The 14,746-nt window shown below is 66.0% G+C and carries 15 protein-coding genes; 3 read left to right on the top strand and 12 right to left on the bottom strand.

Annotated features, from left to right (window positions below):
* Positions 1-84: 84 nt before the first annotated feature.
* From AC07WS_RS29300 to msrB, 8 genes are read right to left on the bottom strand one after another with little or no spacing between them, the layout of a single operon-like run.
* Positions 85-816 (bottom strand): ABC transporter ATP-binding protein, encoded by a 732-nt coding sequence (locus AC07WS_RS29300; protein ID WP_494732457.1) that lies wholly within the window; start codon positions 814-816, stop codon positions 85-87.
* On the bottom strand, positions 806-1,564 hold the full coding sequence (locus AC07WS_RS29295; RefSeq protein WP_494732456.1) for an ABC transporter permease: 759 nt from the start codon (positions 1,562-1,564) through the stop codon (positions 806-808). Before AC07WS_RS29295 ends, AC07WS_RS29300 begins: the two co-directional genes overlap by 11 nt.
* Positions 1,565-1,573: 9 nt before the next feature.
* Positions 1,574-1,963: a cupredoxin domain-containing protein gene (locus AC07WS_RS29290; protein ID WP_494732455.1), complete on the bottom strand. Its 390-nt coding sequence runs from the start codon at positions 1,961-1,963 to the stop codon at positions 1,574-1,576.
* Between the two features lie 50 nt (positions 1,964-2,013).
* A complete protein-coding gene (locus AC07WS_RS29285) occupies positions 2,014-2,598 on the bottom strand; it encodes an SCO family protein (RefSeq protein ID WP_494732454.1) in 585 nt (194 codons plus the stop codon).
* Entirely contained in the window at positions 2,595-3,644 is a 1,050-nt protein-coding gene (locus tag AC07WS_RS29280) for an ABC transporter substrate-binding protein (RefSeq protein ID WP_494732453.1), read from the bottom strand. Before AC07WS_RS29280 ends, AC07WS_RS29285 begins: the two co-directional genes overlap by 4 nt.
* Positions 3,645-3,679: 35 nt before the next feature.
* Positions 3,680-4,393 (bottom strand): peptide-methionine (S)-S-oxide reductase MsrA, encoded by a 714-nt coding sequence (gene msrA / locus AC07WS_RS29275; RefSeq protein ID WP_494732452.1) that lies wholly within the window; start codon positions 4,391-4,393, stop codon positions 3,680-3,682.
* Between the two features lie 15 nt (positions 4,394-4,408).
* The gene (locus tag AC07WS_RS29270) at positions 4,409-6,226 is read right to left on the bottom strand and encodes a cytochrome c biogenesis protein DipZ (RefSeq protein WP_494732451.1); all 1,818 of its coding nucleotides are present in this window, start codon (positions 6,224-6,226) and stop codon (positions 4,409-4,411) included.
* A 15-nt stretch (positions 6,227-6,241) separates the two neighbouring features.
* Positions 6,242-6,736 (bottom strand): peptide-methionine (R)-S-oxide reductase MsrB, encoded by a 495-nt coding sequence (gene msrB, locus AC07WS_RS29265; RefSeq protein WP_494732450.1) that lies wholly within the window; start codon positions 6,734-6,736, stop codon positions 6,242-6,244.
* Positions 6,737-6,887: 151 nt separating this feature from the next.
* On the opposite strand from msrB, the gene AC07WS_RS29260 reads away from it, so the two are divergent.
* Positions 6,888-7,604: a response regulator transcription factor gene (locus AC07WS_RS29260; RefSeq protein ID WP_494732449.1), complete on the top strand. Its 717-nt coding sequence runs from the start codon at positions 6,888-6,890 to the stop codon at positions 7,602-7,604.
* The gene (locus AC07WS_RS29255) at positions 7,601-9,094 is read left to right on the top strand and encodes a sensor histidine kinase (protein WP_494732448.1); all 1,494 of its coding nucleotides are present in this window, start codon (positions 7,601-7,603) and stop codon (positions 9,092-9,094) included. Before AC07WS_RS29260 ends, AC07WS_RS29255 begins: the two co-directional genes overlap by 4 nt.
* On the opposite strand, the gene AC07WS_RS29250 is transcribed toward AC07WS_RS29255, so the two are convergent.
* Complete coding sequence (locus AC07WS_RS29250) at positions 9,091-9,894, bottom strand: AraC family transcriptional regulator (RefSeq protein ID WP_494732447.1); 804 nt, start codon at positions 9,892-9,894, stop codon at positions 9,091-9,093. The genes AC07WS_RS29255 and AC07WS_RS29250 overlap by 4 nt on opposite strands.
* 61 nt (positions 9,895-9,955) lie before the next feature.
* Between AC07WS_RS29250 and AC07WS_RS29245 the strand changes: the two genes are divergently transcribed.
* Positions 9,956-11,161 (top strand): MFS transporter, encoded by a 1,206-nt coding sequence (locus AC07WS_RS29245; protein ID WP_494732446.1) that lies wholly within the window; start codon positions 9,956-9,958, stop codon positions 11,159-11,161.
* A gap of 6 nt (positions 11,162-11,167) precedes the next feature.
* Here the strand turns inward: AC07WS_RS29245 and dbpA are convergent, their stop codons facing one another.
* From dbpA to AC07WS_RS29230, 3 genes are all read right to left on the bottom strand, one after another.
* Positions 11,168-12,577 carry an ATP-dependent RNA helicase DbpA gene (gene dbpA / locus AC07WS_RS29240; protein WP_494732445.1) on the bottom strand — a complete coding sequence of 470 codons (1,410 nt, stop codon included), beginning with the start codon at positions 12,575-12,577 and terminating at the stop codon, positions 11,168-11,170.
* Between the two features lie 74 nt (positions 12,578-12,651).
* Positions 12,652-12,876 carry a hypothetical protein gene (locus AC07WS_RS29235; protein WP_161084711.1) on the bottom strand — a complete coding sequence of 75 codons (225 nt, stop codon included), beginning with the start codon at positions 12,874-12,876 and terminating at the stop codon, positions 12,652-12,654.
* Positions 12,877-13,011: 135 nt separating this feature from the next.
* The gene (locus AC07WS_RS29230; protein ID WP_494732444.1) at positions 13,012-14,676 is read right to left on the bottom strand and encodes an acid phosphatase; all 1,665 of its coding nucleotides are present in this window, start codon (positions 14,674-14,676) and stop codon (positions 13,012-13,014) included.
* Positions 14,677-14,746 lie beyond the last annotated feature (70 nt).

Raw genomic sequence — 14,746 nt, 5'->3', positions numbered from 1 at the left:
ACATTCGGACACGGCCTCTGCCGTAGCGGGCCGCTACGGCAGAGGCCGTGTCCGAATGTCAGACTTGACCCCAATTTTCCACGGCTAGGTGACGCCGAGTTCGCGCAGGATTTGTTCTTTCATTTCCTGGAACTCGGGACGGGATAGCTTGCGCGGGTGCGGATGTGGCACTTCGAATGTCGCCTGTATCCGTGTCGGCCGTGGCGACAGCACCAGGATGCGGTCGGCCATGAACAGCGCTTCCTCCACATCGTGCGTGATCAGGATGACCGTGTGCCGTTCCTCGGCCAGGATGCGCAGCAGTTCGGTGCGCATCTTCAGGTTCATCAGCGCGTCCAATGCGGAGAAGGGCTCGTCCATGTACAGGATCTCCGGCTTGACGACGAACGCCCGCGCCAGCTCCACCCGTTTCAGCATCCCGCCCGACAGTTCGTGCGGATAGCTGTTCTCAAAACCCTTCAACCCCACCATCTCCGCATAGTGGTCGGCCAGCGCCGATTTATCGCCATGGCCGTTGCCGGTCAGGCCGAACATCAGGTTCTGCTGCACCGTCAGCCACGGGAACACCGAGCCATGCTGCGAGATCGCGATGCCTTTGGGACTGGGCCCGCGCCGCACCGCGCCATCGATGCGCACCTCGCCCTCGCTGGGCTGCTCGAAGCCGGCGATGATCTTCATCAGCGTCGACTTGCCGCAGCCCGAAGGCCCGACGATGGCGACGAATTCGCCATCCTTCACATCCAGGCTGACGCCACCAACCACCGGCAGCTCCTTGAAGTGCTTCTTGATTCCGTTGACGACGATCTTAGCGTCCATAGCGCCACCTTACCGATTTGAGGCCTTCGAGTTTGCGCATGACGGCGTCCAGTATCAGGCCGATGACGCCGATGATGATCATGCCGGCGATGACCAGGTCGTAGCGGTTGCCGGCGTTGCGCGAGTCCATGATCAGGTAGCCCAGGCCGGAGCGCAGCGCGATCATCTCGGCCGCCACCACCACCAGCCACGCCACGCCCAGCGCGATGCGCATGCCGACGATAATCTCCGGCAGCACCGCCGGGATGATCACCTGCCGGAACAGCGTGGCCTTCGACACGCCGAAGTTCTCGGCAGCCCGCAGGTAGCGCCGCTCGATGGTGTGCACGCCGGACGCGGTCTGCACGATCATCGGGAACACGGCGGCGATGAAGATCAGGAAGATCGGCGACACATTGCCGACGCCGAACCACAAAATGGCCAGCGGGATCCACGCGATCGGCGATATCGGCCGCAGGATCTGGAAGATGGGATTGAGCGTGATGTAGGCGCCGTCCACACGCCCCATCCACAGGCCGAGCGGAATCGCCACCAGCGCCGCCAACCCGAAGCCGGTGCCGACCCGGAACAGTGATGCGCCGATGTGTTCCCATAGCGTGCCGTCTTCGGCCAGTTCCAGCGTACCCGTCACCACCTGCAGCGGCGTGGGGAAGATCACGCTCTCGGTCTGCACCACGACGATCCACCACAGGGCGATCAGCGCGGCCAGCACCGCCAGCGGCGGCAGGATTGTCTTGAGTTTTTCCATGGCGTCCAGTCAGGTTGAGAACAGATGCGGCGCACGCGCCCAGGCGCGCAGGGCGCGCCACTTCAATCGCTGCCAGCCTGCTGCTGGCATGGCATCGACCACCACCCGCATTTGTCCGCTGGCATGGGCGGTGCAGGCGAAGTCGTTGATGGAGACGGTTTCGAACGGCAGCCGGAAACTCTGCCCCGGCATGATCAGCACCGGCCCGAAAATCTGGGGCACGTTGTCCAGGTTGCGCAGCAGGAGCACGTCGTTCGCGCCCTGCGTCAGATGGATCTCGGACGGCAGGATCTCCACCTTGTCGCCGGCCATGCGGCGCGCCCACGTGCCGTTGGGGATTTCAAACAGCTCGTCGCGCGAGGGCAGGGCGATGGGCGCCAGTGCGGCCCACGCGCCCAATGCCGCAAGACCCGCCGCGACGGCAGCCAGTATCTGGAGACGCCGCGTCTTCAATTCTTCAGCAGCAGCGTGGCGTCATGCACCACGTCGGCGGCGGTGCGTCCGAACGGCAGCAACGCGCGCAGGCTGCCCTTGCGGTCGACGAAGTACAGGTACGAGGAGTGGCCGACGGTGTAATCGGTCTTGCTGCCGTCGATCATCTTCCTGGTGGCGGTGATGCCGTAGTCCTGCCGCACGCGCGCCATCTGCTGCGGCGTGCCGGTGGCGCCGATGAAGGTCGGGTCGAAGGCGCGCAGGTAGTTGCGCATGCGTTCGGGCGTGTCGCGTTCGGGATCGACGGTCACGTAGATCACCTGCAGCTGGCTGGCCTGCGCGCCCATTTGCCGGCGCGCCTCCGCCAACATCCCCAGCGACACCGGGCACACGTCCACGCACGAGGTGTAGCCGAATTCCAGCAGCACCAGCTTGCCCCGGTACTGGCTCAGTTTCAGCTCCTTGCCGTCCGAGCCGCGCACCGTGAAGTCGGGCGCCATGCGCGGCGGATCGAACACGCCGGCTTTCAGGCCGAGGGTGTCGGCCGCGTGCGCGCCGAAGCTGATCGCCATCGCCAGCAGTGCGGTTTTCAACTTGCTCATAGGCTGATGGCGACCGGCTTGATGGCCTTGACGAAGCTCTCGTCCACGTAGGATTCGTAGGCGATGGGGCGCTTGATGGTGCCGGCTTCGATCGACAGTTGCATCAATTCGTCGAACTCGGAACGTATCATGCGCAGGTCGCCGTAGGTCACGCGGTCGGCCGGATTCTGCATCACGAAGCGCAGCACGTTCGGGTCCTGGTTGAAGTATTTGCGGCCGGCGGCGATGGTGATCGCCTTCTCGCGGCTGGCCGGCGCCGAATCAAGCCAGCTGCCGGCGGCCTGCACGTAGTTGACCAGCTCCTGCACCAGCGGACGGTTTTCCTTGATCAGTTCTTCGCGCACCGTCAGCACGCAGCAGATGTAGTTGCGCCATTCGTCGCGCGTCATCGCCAGCGGACGCGCATAGCCGGCGCGCTGCGCGGCGGCGCCGAAAGGTTCGCCGGTGCAGTAGCCGTCCACCGCCTTGGCGTACAGCGCGGCCGGCATGTCCGGCGGCGCCATCTCGATGATCTCGATATCCTTGGGCGTCATCTTCTCGCGCGCCAGCATTTTGCGCAGGAACAGGAAGTCCACCGCGAAGCGGCTGGGAATGGCGATGCGCTTGCCGCGCAGGTCGGAGAATTTTTTGTGCGCGGAGTCCGTGCGCACCATGATGACGGCGCCCGAGCGGTGGCCCAGCGAGACGATCTTCACCGGAATGCGCTTGTCCGCCAGGTCCATCACCAGCGGCGCGAGCATGTAGGCGGCCTGGATGCGGCCCGTCATCAGCGACTCCTTCACCTCGGGCCAGCCGTTGTATTTGCTGTATTCGAAGCCGCGTGGCAGCGCGCCCGGCTTGCCGATGGATGCGGCCTTCGCCATGCAGGCGACGGGCAGCGTGAGATTGCAGGTGACGGGCAGGCCGCCCACCTGGATGGGCGCATCGGCCGCGCGGGCGCTGGCCGGCAGTATCAACGGCAGCGCAGGCGCGGCGGCGCTCAGCAGACCGCCCAGCAGCCGGCGCCGCAGCGGTGAATCGGGGGAAGGATCGTCTCTGTCATCCATGGCGCTTGGCCGAATAGTATTTTCCTGTAATTGTACTACAGGCCTTTCCGCACCAGCACCGGATCGGCGCGATATACATCCGGCGCGATACGCTTCAGGTTCTCCACCTTGGGCAGGTCGTTGAAGGCGATGTATGGATGGCTGGGGTGCAGCGTCAGGAAGTTCTGGTGGTAGGTCTCGGCGGGATAGAAGGCCTTGTCCATTTCGATCCTGGTCGCCAGCGGCTTCCTGAACACATGCGAGGCGTCCAGCTGCGCGATGTACTTTTCCGCCACGCTGCGCTGCACCGGCGATTGCGGAAAGATCGCGGAACGGTATTGCGTGCCGCTGTCCGGCCCCTGGCGGTTCAACTCCGTGGGATTGTGCACCACCGAGAAGAATATCTGCAGCAGCTTGCCGTAGCTGATCTGCGCCGGATCGTAGGTGATCTTCACGCTTTCCGCATGGCCGGTGTCGCCGCCGCTGACGGCTTCGTAGTTGGCGCTGCGGCCGTCGCCGCCGGCATAGCCGGAGACCGCGTTGGTGACGCCCTTCACGTGCTGGAACACGCCCTGCACGCCCCAGAAGCAGCCTCCGGCAAAGATGGCGGTGGCCGTGTGGCCGATGGCCGCCGGTTCATCGACGGCCGGCGGCGCAATCACCACCGCGACTTCCGCCGATTCCGCCGGCTGCTGCCACAGTGCCACGCCGAAGATGGCGGCGCCGGCCAGCGCCAGGGGACCGCCGCAGTTTTTCAAGAAGCTGTTCATGTTGTGCTCTCCGTTTCAACCAAAGGTGAAGGCGTAGGCTTGTACGCCGGGATCGAGGAATTCGATGCTGAAAGTGCGGTCGCCGATGCTGCCGGACTGCCGCACCAGCTGATACAAACGCTGGCCGTTGATGGTGCCGCTGCCGTCGGCGGCGACGTCGGCGCCGTGGTTGCGGCCCGGCGCGGCGCCGTCTATCGTCACGCGAAAGCGCACCGGCTTGCCGTTCTTGTCCGGGCCGAGCACCAGGTGCAGGTCGCGCGCATGGAAGCGGTACACGATGCGGCCCGTGCCCTGGCTCAGCGTGACCTGGTCCGGCTGCGACAACCAGCTGCCGGCCAGGCCCCATTGATTCAGCGCCGGCTGCGATGGCGCGGTGTAGCTGCGGCTCTTGTCCGCCGCCAGGCCTTCCGGCGAGGCGAAATTCTGCGCACGTTCGTAGCCGAGATAGGTCTCCGGCGAGGCCACCTGGCCCATGTCGGCAGCCTGCTGCACGCCTTGTGCGTCCTCCGCGCTGACCACGGTGTTGGCCACGTCCTTGCGGCCCGCTTCTTCCAGCAGCTGCTGGATCGCCTGCTCGGACTGGGCGTATTCGCCTTCGCCGAAATGGTGGTGGCGGATCTGGCCCTTGGCGTCGATGAGGTAGTGCGCGGGCCAGTACTGGTTGCCGAAGGCGCGCCAGATGGCGTAGTCGTTGTCGACAGCGACTGGGTAGGTGATGCCGAGGTCTTTGACCGCCTTGCGCACGTTGCCGATATCGCGTTCGAAGGCGAATTCGGGGGCGTGCACGCCGATCACCACCAGGCCCTGGTCGCGGTATTTTTCCGCCCAGGCCTTCACGTAGGGCATGGAGCGCAGGCAGTTGATGCAGGAGTAGGTCCAGAAGTCGACCAGCACCACTTTGCCTTTCAGTTGCGCGGCGGTCAGCGGCGCGGAGTTCAGCCAGTCGACGGCGCCGGCCAGCGGCGGCAGCTTGCCTTCTACCGGGAGCGTGTCCTCGGCCGGCGCGGCGGCGTGCATGGCCATCATGGCAGGGCCGTTGCCGCTCATCGCGGTGCGCGACATCATGGCGCCGCCGGCCATCATCGCGCCGCCTTGCGGCTCGCGGGGCGACAGCGTATCGATCAGCTTTTGTTCCAGGCCCGAAGTGGCGACCGTCGACACCCGCGTCAGCAGGCCGGTATCCAGCCCGCTGGCTATCGCCGCCACGCCGCCCAGCATGGCCACGCCCAAGCCACGCCGCAGCCATTCACCAGCGCCCAGCGAACGCTTCATCGCGCTGAAGACCTTACCGCCGATGAGCAGCGCCAGTCCCAGCGAAGTCGCCGCTCCCGCCGCGTAGGCCAACAGCAGCAGCGTCGTCCCGGCACTGGCGCCGTTGAGTGCCGCGCCGGTCAGCACCAGGCCAAGCACCGGCCCCGCGCAGGGCGCCCACAGCAAGCCGGTCGCGATCCCCAGCAGGAACGAAGACCGCGCACCGGACCACGCGCCGCCATCCGACGCCCGCGCCTTGCTGGACAAGCTGTCGCCAAGCGCCACCAGCGGCTTGGTCAAACGGTCGGCCAGATGCGGCAGCATCAAGGTCAGCGCGAAGAACGCCATCAGCGCCATGGCCAGCCAGCGGCCATACTGGTTGGCCTGCACCACCCAGCCGCCGCCGACGGCGGCCAGCGTCGCAACCAGCGCGAACGTCAGCGCCATCCCGACAAGCAAAGGCAATCCGCTGCGCACGAACGGTTGGCCGGTGCGGGCAAACACGAACGGCAGCACCGGCAGGATGCAGGGGCTGAGTATCGTCAGCGCCCCGCCGAGATAAGAGAGCAGTATCAGCAGCATGACGACGATCCTCCCTTAAGCCGCACCGGGCGTGAAGGTCAGCGCCAGGCCGTCGATGCAGTAACGCAGGCCGGTCGGCTCCGGGCCGTCGTCGAACACATCGCCCAGGTGGCCGCCGCAGCGGCGGCACTGCACCTCGGCGCCGCGGAAGCCCAGCGACGTCGTGCGGCTCGTGTACACGCCGCGTTCCAGCGGCTTCCAGAAACTGGGCCAGCCGGTGCCGCTGTCGAATTTGGCGGCGGACGAAAACAAGGGATTCTGGCAGCCGGCGCAGAGGAACCTGCCGGCGCGGTGCTCCTTGTAGAGCGGGCTGCTGAACGGGCGCTCGGTGCCGCCGTTCCGCAGGATCTCGTACTGCGCCGGCGAGAGCAGGGCGTGCCATTCAGCGTCGGTGTGCGTCACTTCCCATGCGGGAGCCGGGCCGGCTTGGGCCGCGCGCCATTTTAAAGCTGCGGCGCCTGCCATCAGGGCGGCACCGCTAGTGAGGAGAAATTTGCGTCTGGAAGTCATACAAACTCCATGGAGTGGAATGTCGATGCAGCCATTGTGGCCCGGCGCGGATGGCGAAATCCTCACGTAATCTTCAATTAAATGTGATACTTTCCTGCGCAGGAATCCCGCACAATGGCGGCATCCAGACTTTTACCCGGCCAGACTGACTATGGATTTACCAAAACGCGTCCTGATCGTAGAGGATGATATGCCCATCGCCGACCTGTTGCGCCTGCACCTGCAGGACGAGGGCTACCAGGTCACCCACTGCGCCGACGGCAACCAGGGCCTGGCCCAGCTGCGCACCGGCGGCTGGGATGCGCTGATCCTCGACCTGATGCTGCCCGGCGTGGACGGACTGGAAATCTGCCGCCAGGCGCGGGCGATGGCGACCTACACGCCCATCATCATCACCAGCGCGCGCTCGAGCGAGGTGCACCGCATCCTCGGCCTGGAGCTGGGCGCGGACGATTATCTCGTCAAGCCGTTCTCCGTGCTGGAACTGGTGGCGCGCGTGAAGGCGCTGCTGCGCCGGGCCGACGCCATGGCCCGCAACCAGCGCAACGAAGCCGGCGCGCTGGAACTGAACGGCGTGCGCCTCGATCCGTTGACGCGGCAGGCGCAGGTCGAAGGCCGCCCGCTGGACCTGACCCCGCGCGAATTCGACCTGCTGTACTTCTTCGTCAAGCATCCCGAAAAAGTGTTCTCGCGGCTAGACCTGCTCAACCAGGTGTGGGGCTACCAGCACGACGGCTACGAGCACACCGTCAACACCCACATCAACCGCCTGCGCGCCAAGATCGAGGCCGATCCCGCCGATCCTTCCCGCATCCTGACGGTGTGGGGCAAAGGCTACCGCTTCGCGCACGGCGGGCCGGCGGCATGAACCTGACCCTGTCCCAGCGCCTGTCGCTGGTGTTCTCGGTGCTGCTGCTGGCTTGCTGCGGCGCGTCCGCGTGGCTGCAGATCCGCGCCAACATCATGCACGAGAAGGAAGTGGTGCAGGGCCTGTCGCGCGGCCTGGCGCGCAGCATCGCGCTGGACGCGCAGCTGATGCATGCGAACAGCGATCCCGCCCCCGCGCCCGGCGCGCCGGCCAGCGAAGGCCTCGGCCCCGAAGCCGTGCGCCGCCTGTTCGGGCAACTGATGGTGGTCAATCCCAACGTCGAGGTCTACCTGCTCGACCTGGACGGCCGCATCGTCGGCCACGCCGCGCCGGCCGGCCACCTGAAGCGCGACCATGTGAATCTTGAACCCATCCGCCGCCTGCTGGATAACCAGCCCTTGCCGATACAGGGCGATGATCCGCGCAGCGAGACCGGGCGCAAGGTGTTCAGCGCGGCCGTGCTGCGCATGGGCGAACGCAAGGTCGGCTACATCTACGTCATCCTGCAGAGCGAAGAACACGACCGCCTCGCCGCCCGCGCCACCGCCAGCTCGGTGCTGCGCACGACCTTGTGGTCGATGGCCATCGTGGCGCTGCTTGGCCTGGTGGCCGGCCTGGTCGCGTTCCGCCTGATCACGCGGCCCTTGCACCGCCTGGCCGCCACCATGCGCCAGTTGGACACCAAGGCCGAGCAACTGGCGCTGCCGCCGCCCAGTGCCGGCGGGCGGCGCGACGAGATCGCGATCCTGGAGCGCGCCTACGGCGAGATGGCCGCACGCATCAACGAGCAATGGCAGACGGTGCGCCAGCTGGACCACGAACGCCGCGAAGTGGTGGCCAACATCTCGCACGACCTGCGCACTCCGCTCGGTTCCCTGCACGGTTATCTGGAGACCTTGTCGCTGAAGGATGAAACGCTGGACGCGGCGGGCCGCCAGCACTATCTCGGCATCGCGCTGGCGCAGAGCCGCAAGGTGGGCCGCCTGGCGCAGGCCTTGTTTGAGCTGGCGCGCCTGGAGCATGGCGCGGTGGCGCCGGAAATCGAATCGTTCTCGTTGAGCGATTTGATACAGGACGTGTTCCAGAAGTTCGAACTGCGGGCGGAGGAAAAGCAGCTGCGCCTGAACGCCGTGCTGCCGCACCCCGCGCCGATGGTGCGCGCGGACCTGGGCATGATCGAGCGCGTGCTGACCAATTTGTTCGACAACGCGATCCGCCACACGCCGCCCGGCGGTACGGTGGAAATCGAGGTGGAGCCGGACGCGCATGGCCACGTGCGCGTCACCGTCGGCGACACCGGGCCTGGCATCCCGGCCGATATGCAGGAGGTGCTGTTCCGCCGCCCGTTCGCGCTGCGCGGCGAGCACAGGGAAGGGGGGCTGGGCCTGCTGATCGTCAGCCGCATCCTGCAACTGCACGGCAGCGCCATCGAATTGGTCCGCGTGCCGCAGCGCGGCGCCGTGTTCCGCTTTGCGCTGGCGACGGCCTAGGCGCGCTGCAATGGCGCGCGCCAGCCGCTCAGGTAGTGCTGCGGCGTTCTGCCGAGGATGCGGCGGAACATCGCGCTGAACGCGCTCGGGCTGGCGTAGCCCAGCGCCGCCGCAATCTCGCCCACGCTGTCGCCGCGCTCCAGCCGTCCGAAAGCCTCGGCCAGATGCACCTGCTGCACCCACTGGCGGTAATGCAGGCCGGTCTCCCTGGGGAACAGGCGTATCAGCGTGCGCGCGCTGGCGCCGGCTTCGGCGGCCCAGTCCTCGATGGTGCGCGGGCTGCCCGGATCGTCCATGATCGCTTCGCACACGGCCAGCAGGCGGCGGTCGCGCGGCCATGGGATCGCGATCGGCACCGTCTCCGCCGCCGCCAGCTCGGACAGGATCAGCATCGCCAGATGCTCGCCACGGCCGGGCAGCGGATATTCGATCGGTTCATCCAGCAGCGACAGTATCAACTCGCGCAGCAGCGGGCTCACCTCGATCACGCGGCAAACGTCGCCGAAGGCCTGCGCCGTCTCCGCTTCGACATAGATCGTCCGCATCGTCACCTTGCTCAGCGACGTCCACTGATGCACCACGCCGGGCGGAATGAACAGCGCGCGGCGCGGCGGCAGTATCCACACGCCGAAGGCGGTCTTCACCTTCATCAGCCCCTCGGTGGCATACAGCAGCTGCGCGCGTTCGTGGCTGTGCGGCGTTACCGATACGCCGTGCACCTCGTCGCGCGCCATCGCCGTGACGATGCGCGGAACGCGTTGGTAGTCGCGATGGTCGCTGCTGCGGTGGAGAGCCTTCATTGTCACTTAATCGATGAAAGTTGGAATATATCGGGTTTGCAGCCATATTACACTGGGCCGCATGAATACATCCACTCTCACTTCCTCCAGCCGCCCCCACGGGGACACCGTCATTTCCATCCTCGGCGCGGTCGCCCTGGTCCACCTGCTGAACGACCTGACGCAAGCGATGCTGCCGTCGATCTACCCGATGCTGAAGGCGCAGTTCGGCCTGACGTTCACGCAGGTTGGCCTGATCACGCTCACCTTCCAGTGCACCGCCTCGCTGCTGCAGCCGTGGATAGGCCTGTACACCGACCGCCGCCCCATGCCTTTCCTGCTGCCGCTGGGGATGGTCGCCACGCTGATCGGCGTGCTGATGATGTCCGTCGCCGCCAGCTTCCCGGCCTTGCTGGTGGCCTCCGCGCTGATCGGCGTCGGTTCCTCGACCTTCCACCCGGAGGCTTCGCGCGTGGCGCGCATCGCCTCGGGTGGGCGGTTCGGCTTTGCGCAATCGCTGTTCCAGGTGGGCGGCAATGTCGGCTCGGCGCTCGGGCCTTTGCTGGCCGCCGCCGTCATCATCGGCCGTGGACAGGGCAATATCGCCTGGTTCGCGTTGCCGGTGGCGGCGGCGATTCTGGTGTTGGTGCGCGTGGGCCGCTGGCACAGCGCGCACCTGGCCGGGCTGCCTCGCAAGGCGGCCTCGCATGCCGTATCGCCTTTACCTAAGGGCCGCGTTTATGGCGCGCTGGCGGTGCTGGCGCTGCTGGTCTTTTCCAAGTACATCTACATGTCCAGCTTGAGCAGCTACTACACCTTCTACCTGATCGACAAATTCGGCCTGTCGGTATCGTCGGCGCAGCTGTATTTGTTCCTGTTCCTGGCGGCGGTGGCGGCGGGCACCTTCATGGGTGGGCCTATCGGCGACCGCATCGGCCGCAAGCGGGTGATCTGGATCTCCATCCTCGGCGCCGCGCCGTTCACGCTGATGCTGCCCTACGTCGATCTGTTCTGGACGGCGGTGCTGTCGGTGGTGATCGGCTTCGTGATCTCGTCGGCGTTTTCCGCCATCGTGGTGTTCGCGCAGGAGCTCATGCCGGGCAAGGTCGGCATGATCGCGGGGATCTTCTTTGGATTGATGTTCGGCGTGAGCGGCATCGGCGCCGCCGCCATGGGGCATATCGCCGACGTGGCCGGCATCGCCTATGTGTACAAACTGTGTTCGTTCCTGCCGCTGCTGGGCATCCTGACGGTGCTGCTTCCGCACATAAAGCAGCAGCACCGCTAGGCCGGATCAGGCGTCGATGAAGCGCATCTTGAAGTTGCGGCCTTTGATGGCGCCGAAGTCGCCGCCCAGCGGGTTGTTCTTGCTGAGACGTTCGAAGGCTTCATAGGCCACGCGGCGGTCGATCGCCACGTAGGTCTGGAACTCGAACACGTTGATCTTGCCAACTTGTTCCTTCGACAGGCCGGCGTCGCCGGTCAGGGCGCCCAGCAGGTCGCCCGGACGCAGCTTGTCCTTTTTGCCGCCCGAGATCACCAGCGTCATCATCGGCGCCGGATCGACGCCGTAGTCGTTGTCGTCCAGCGACTTCAGGTCGAACCACTCGACCGGCGCGTTCTGGTATTCCTCGATCAGCTTGACCCACTTCTTCTCGTTCGGCGCGCACAGCGACAGGGCCAGGCCTTGTTCGCCGCCACGGCCGGTGCGGCCCACGCGGTGGATGTGCACCTCGGTGTCCTTCGACACGTCGACGTTGATCACCGCCTCCAGGTTGGGGATGTCCAGGCCGCGCGCGGCGACGTCGGTGGCCACCAGCACGGAGCAGCTGCGGTTGGCGAACAGCACCAGGATCTCGTCGCGCTCGCGCTGTTCCAGTTCGCCGTACAGCGCCAGCGCCGAGAAGCCTTTCGATTGCAGCTCTTCCACCAGCTCGCGGCACTGTACCTTGGTGTTGCAGAAGGCGATGGCCGATACCGGCTTGTAGTGGCCCAGCAGGCGCGCCACGGCGGCGTTGCGCTCGTCGAAACCGATCTCGAAGAACAGCTGTTCGATCTGGCTGTTGTCGTGCTGCGCCTCGACCGTCACTTCGACCGGATCGGCCAGGAAGGAATCGGTGGCGCGGCGGATGTCGTCCGGGTAGGTGGCCGAGAACAGCAAGGTCTGGCGGCGTTTCGGGCAGGCGCTGACGATGCCGGCGATTTCGTCGTAGAAGCCCATGTCGGTCATCCGATCCGCCTCGTCCAGCACCAGCGTTTCGACCTTGGACAGGTCCAGCGTGCCGCGGCCCAGGTGGTCGCGCACGCGGCCCGGCGTGCCGACCACGATGTGGGCGCCGTGTTCCAGCGAGGCGATCTGCGGGCGCATCGGCGAGCCGCCGGTCAGCACCAGCACCTTGACGTTGCCGGTGGCGCGGGCCAGGCGGCGCAGCTCATTGGCCACCTGGTCGGCCAGTTCGCGGGTAGGGCACAGCACCAGCGCCTGCACGGCGAACCACGCGGGATTGAGCTTGGCCAGGATGCCGATGCCGAAGGCCGCGGTCTTGCCGCTGCCGGTCTTGGCCTGGGCGATCAGGTCGCGTCCCTCCAGCACCGACGGCAGGCTTTGCGCCTGGATGGTCGTCATCTCCTTGTAGCCGAGCGAATCGAGATTGTCGAGCAGGGTTTGGGCCAGCGGCAGGCTGGAAAAGGCGGTGGATGTCATGGTGTCAGACCTGTTCAAAAAGGACGTGGTCACAGTCTAACAGGCTCGCTGACGCTGTGATATCGGGGTTGGTGTTAGTTTGGCGCCCACACCGGCAAGCCGGTAAGGTCCAGGTTTTCGTCGCGCACCCAGACCGGCAGGCCGGTGGTGTCGGTCGGCTCGAGCAGTTCGAGCTGCACCTGCTTGAGTGTGGAACGCTTGCCGCGCGGCGCCGGCGGGCGCTTCGCTTCCGGTTCGAGCGGCGCGGCCGGGCTGAAGCCGGGCAGGTCGAACGTGGCGTTGTCTTTTTTATCTCTCATTCTTAAATCTCGTGCCCACGGCGCCGTGAAAATGCGCCGCTCAAAACAAAAGCCCGGCTGCAGCAGTCGGGCTCAGTAAGTAAGTCGCGGATTGTAACACAGAGGTGCTACCGCCCGCACTAACTCATCGGAAGCTTAGCGGAAGCTCAGCGTGGCCGTCAGGTCGCCCGGCGGCGGCGCGTTGCGGGCCGCGAAGGCTTCGTTGCGCAGCTTCAGGCCTTGCAGCAGCGGCAGGTCGTGCAGGCGGCTGATGAAGCGCAGGATCGACGTGGTGTCGTAGAAGGTGTGGTCAACCTGGCCCCTCTTCGCGTACGGCGAAATGACGATGGCCGGAATGCGCGAGCCCGGACCCCAGCGGTCGCCCTTGGGCGGCGCCACATGATCCCACCAGCCGCCGTTCTCGTCGAAGGTCACCACGATGACCATGTCTTTCCACTGCGGGGACTTCTTCAGGTGCTCGATCACGTTGGCGATGTGGGCGTCGCCGGACTCCACGTCCGAGTAGCCGGCGTGCAGGTTCAGGTTACCCTGCGGCTTGTAGAAGGTCACGGCGGGCAGCTTGCCGGCGATGGCGTCGGCCAGGAATTTGTTCGAGATCGGGCTGTCGCCAAGGCCGCCGTCGCGCAGGTGCTCGGCGCGCGCGGCGGTGCCGGGCGCGAACTGCTTGAAGTAGTTGAACGGCTGGTGGTGGTACTGGAAGTTCGGCTTCTCGCCGCCGCCGCGCGCGTCGAGCGCCGCCTGCCACGCGCCGCCGTACCACGCCCAGCCGATCTTTTTGGCCGACAGCAGGTCGCCGATGGTGTCGTAGGTTTGAGGCGGCAGCGTGCCGGCGTCGTTCGGATCGGCCAGCAGCGGGTCGCCGTCGAAGGCCGGGCGGATGTAGCTGGGCTGGTAGGGCGGGGCCATGGTGTTGACCGCGTAGCCGTCCGGCGTGATGGCGCCGTTGTTGACGTAGACCGGCATGCCGTCCATCGCCGATGCCGGGCTGTCCTTGGTCACGGACAGGCGCATGCCGGTCGGGCCGTCGTCCAGCACCGCGATCTTTTTCTTGGCGGCGGTGTCCTTGGCGTTGAAGTATTCGGGCGTGCGGCCGCTGATCAGGAACTGGTGGTTCAGGTAGGAGCCGCCGAAGGCCGCCATGAAGAAGTTGTCGCACATCGTGTACTGCTCGGCGATCTTCCACAGGCCGAGGTTCTTGCCGGTCTCGCCGTAGTAGCCCATAACCATACCGCCGGTATTGCCCCAGGCCGCGAAGCCGTCGTTCTTGCCGCCGTTGATCTGCATCTGGTTCTGGTAGAACAGGTGCCACAGGTCGCGCGTGATGACCGCTTCGGGCAGCGGCTTACCCTCGGTGTCGACCAGTTTGAACGGGCCGTTCGGCAGGCCCTTGATGTCGTCTTCCTTGAGCGCGTATTGTTTGCCGCCGATGTCCTGGGTGTTCGGCACCATGCCGCCCCAGACCTTCGGCAGCGCCGGCAGCACGGAGCCGTCGCGGTCGCGCTGCTGGCAGGCGGCCGCGGTGGCGGCCGACAGCGGCGCGGCGGTGCCGGGGAAGTTGGCGAACAGATTGTTGAAGCTGCGGTTTTCCAGGTAGATCACGACCACGTTCTTGATATGGGCTTTCACCTTGGCGTCCAGCGAGCCTTTGACGGCGGCCGGCTTGGCGGTGGCGGCCTCGCTCAGCGCGGGCAGGGAGGCGGCCATGCCGGTGGCGGCGGCGGCCTGGAAGATGCGGCGGCGCGATGGATTGGCAGGAGCATCCTGCTCCCGTTGTGCTGAAACCTGATCTTGACCCTTCACGCGCGCCTCCCTGGCTATCCAAAAAGTGCGATTGTGACAGCTTTATGACGGGTTGGGTATGGGGCGGCCG

This window comes from Duganella sp. GW821-FHT01E12 (assembly GCF_059422325.1).
The sequence above is the reverse complement of the archived record's forward strand: the minus strand, read 5'-3'. Positions and strand labels throughout refer to the sequence as shown.

Excerpts from the sequence above, each read along its gene's own strand:
- AC07WS_RS29235 (WP_161084711.1), bottom strand. The coding sequence starts at position 12,876 with ATGAGAGATAAAAAAGACAACGCCACGTTCGACCTGCCCGGCTTCAGC.
- AC07WS_RS29260 (WP_494732449.1), top strand. The coding sequence starts at position 6,888 with ATGGATTTACCAAAACGCGTCCTGATCGTAGAGGATGATATGCCCATC.
- msrB (WP_494732450.1), bottom strand. The coding sequence starts at position 6,736 with ATGACTTCCAGACGCAAATTTCTCCTCACTAGCGGTGCCGCCCTGATG.
- AC07WS_RS29285 (WP_494732454.1), bottom strand. The coding sequence starts at position 2,598 with ATGAGCAAGTTGAAAACCGCACTGCTGGCGATGGCGATCAGCTTCGGC.
- msrA (WP_494732452.1), bottom strand. The coding sequence starts at position 4,393 with ATGAACAGCTTCTTGAAAAACTGCGGCGGTCCCCTGGCGCTGGCCGGC.
- AC07WS_RS29250 (WP_494732447.1), bottom strand. The coding sequence starts at position 9,894 with ATGAAGGCTCTCCACCGCAGCAGCGACCATCGCGACTACCAACGCGTT.
- dbpA (WP_494732445.1), bottom strand. The coding sequence starts at position 12,577 with ATGACATCCACCGCCTTTTCCAGCCTGCCGCTGGCCCAAACCCTGCTC.
- AC07WS_RS29280 (WP_494732453.1), bottom strand. The coding sequence starts at position 3,644 with ATGGATGACAGAGACGATCCTTCCCCCGATTCACCGCTGCGGCGCCGG.
- AC07WS_RS29245 (WP_494732446.1), top strand. The coding sequence starts at position 9,956 with ATGAATACATCCACTCTCACTTCCTCCAGCCGCCCCCACGGGGACACC.
- AC07WS_RS29295 (WP_494732456.1), bottom strand. The coding sequence starts at position 1,564 with ATGGAAAAACTCAAGACAATCCTGCCGCCGCTGGCGGTGCTGGCCGCG.
- AC07WS_RS29255 (WP_494732448.1), top strand. The coding sequence starts at position 7,601 with ATGAACCTGACCCTGTCCCAGCGCCTGTCGCTGGTGTTCTCGGTGCTG.
- AC07WS_RS29300 (WP_494732457.1), bottom strand. The coding sequence starts at position 816 with ATGGACGCTAAGATCGTCGTCAACGGAATCAAGAAGCACTTCAAGGAG.
- AC07WS_RS29270 (WP_494732451.1), bottom strand. The coding sequence starts at position 6,226 with ATGCTGCTGATACTGCTCTCTTATCTCGGCGGGGCGCTGACGATACTC.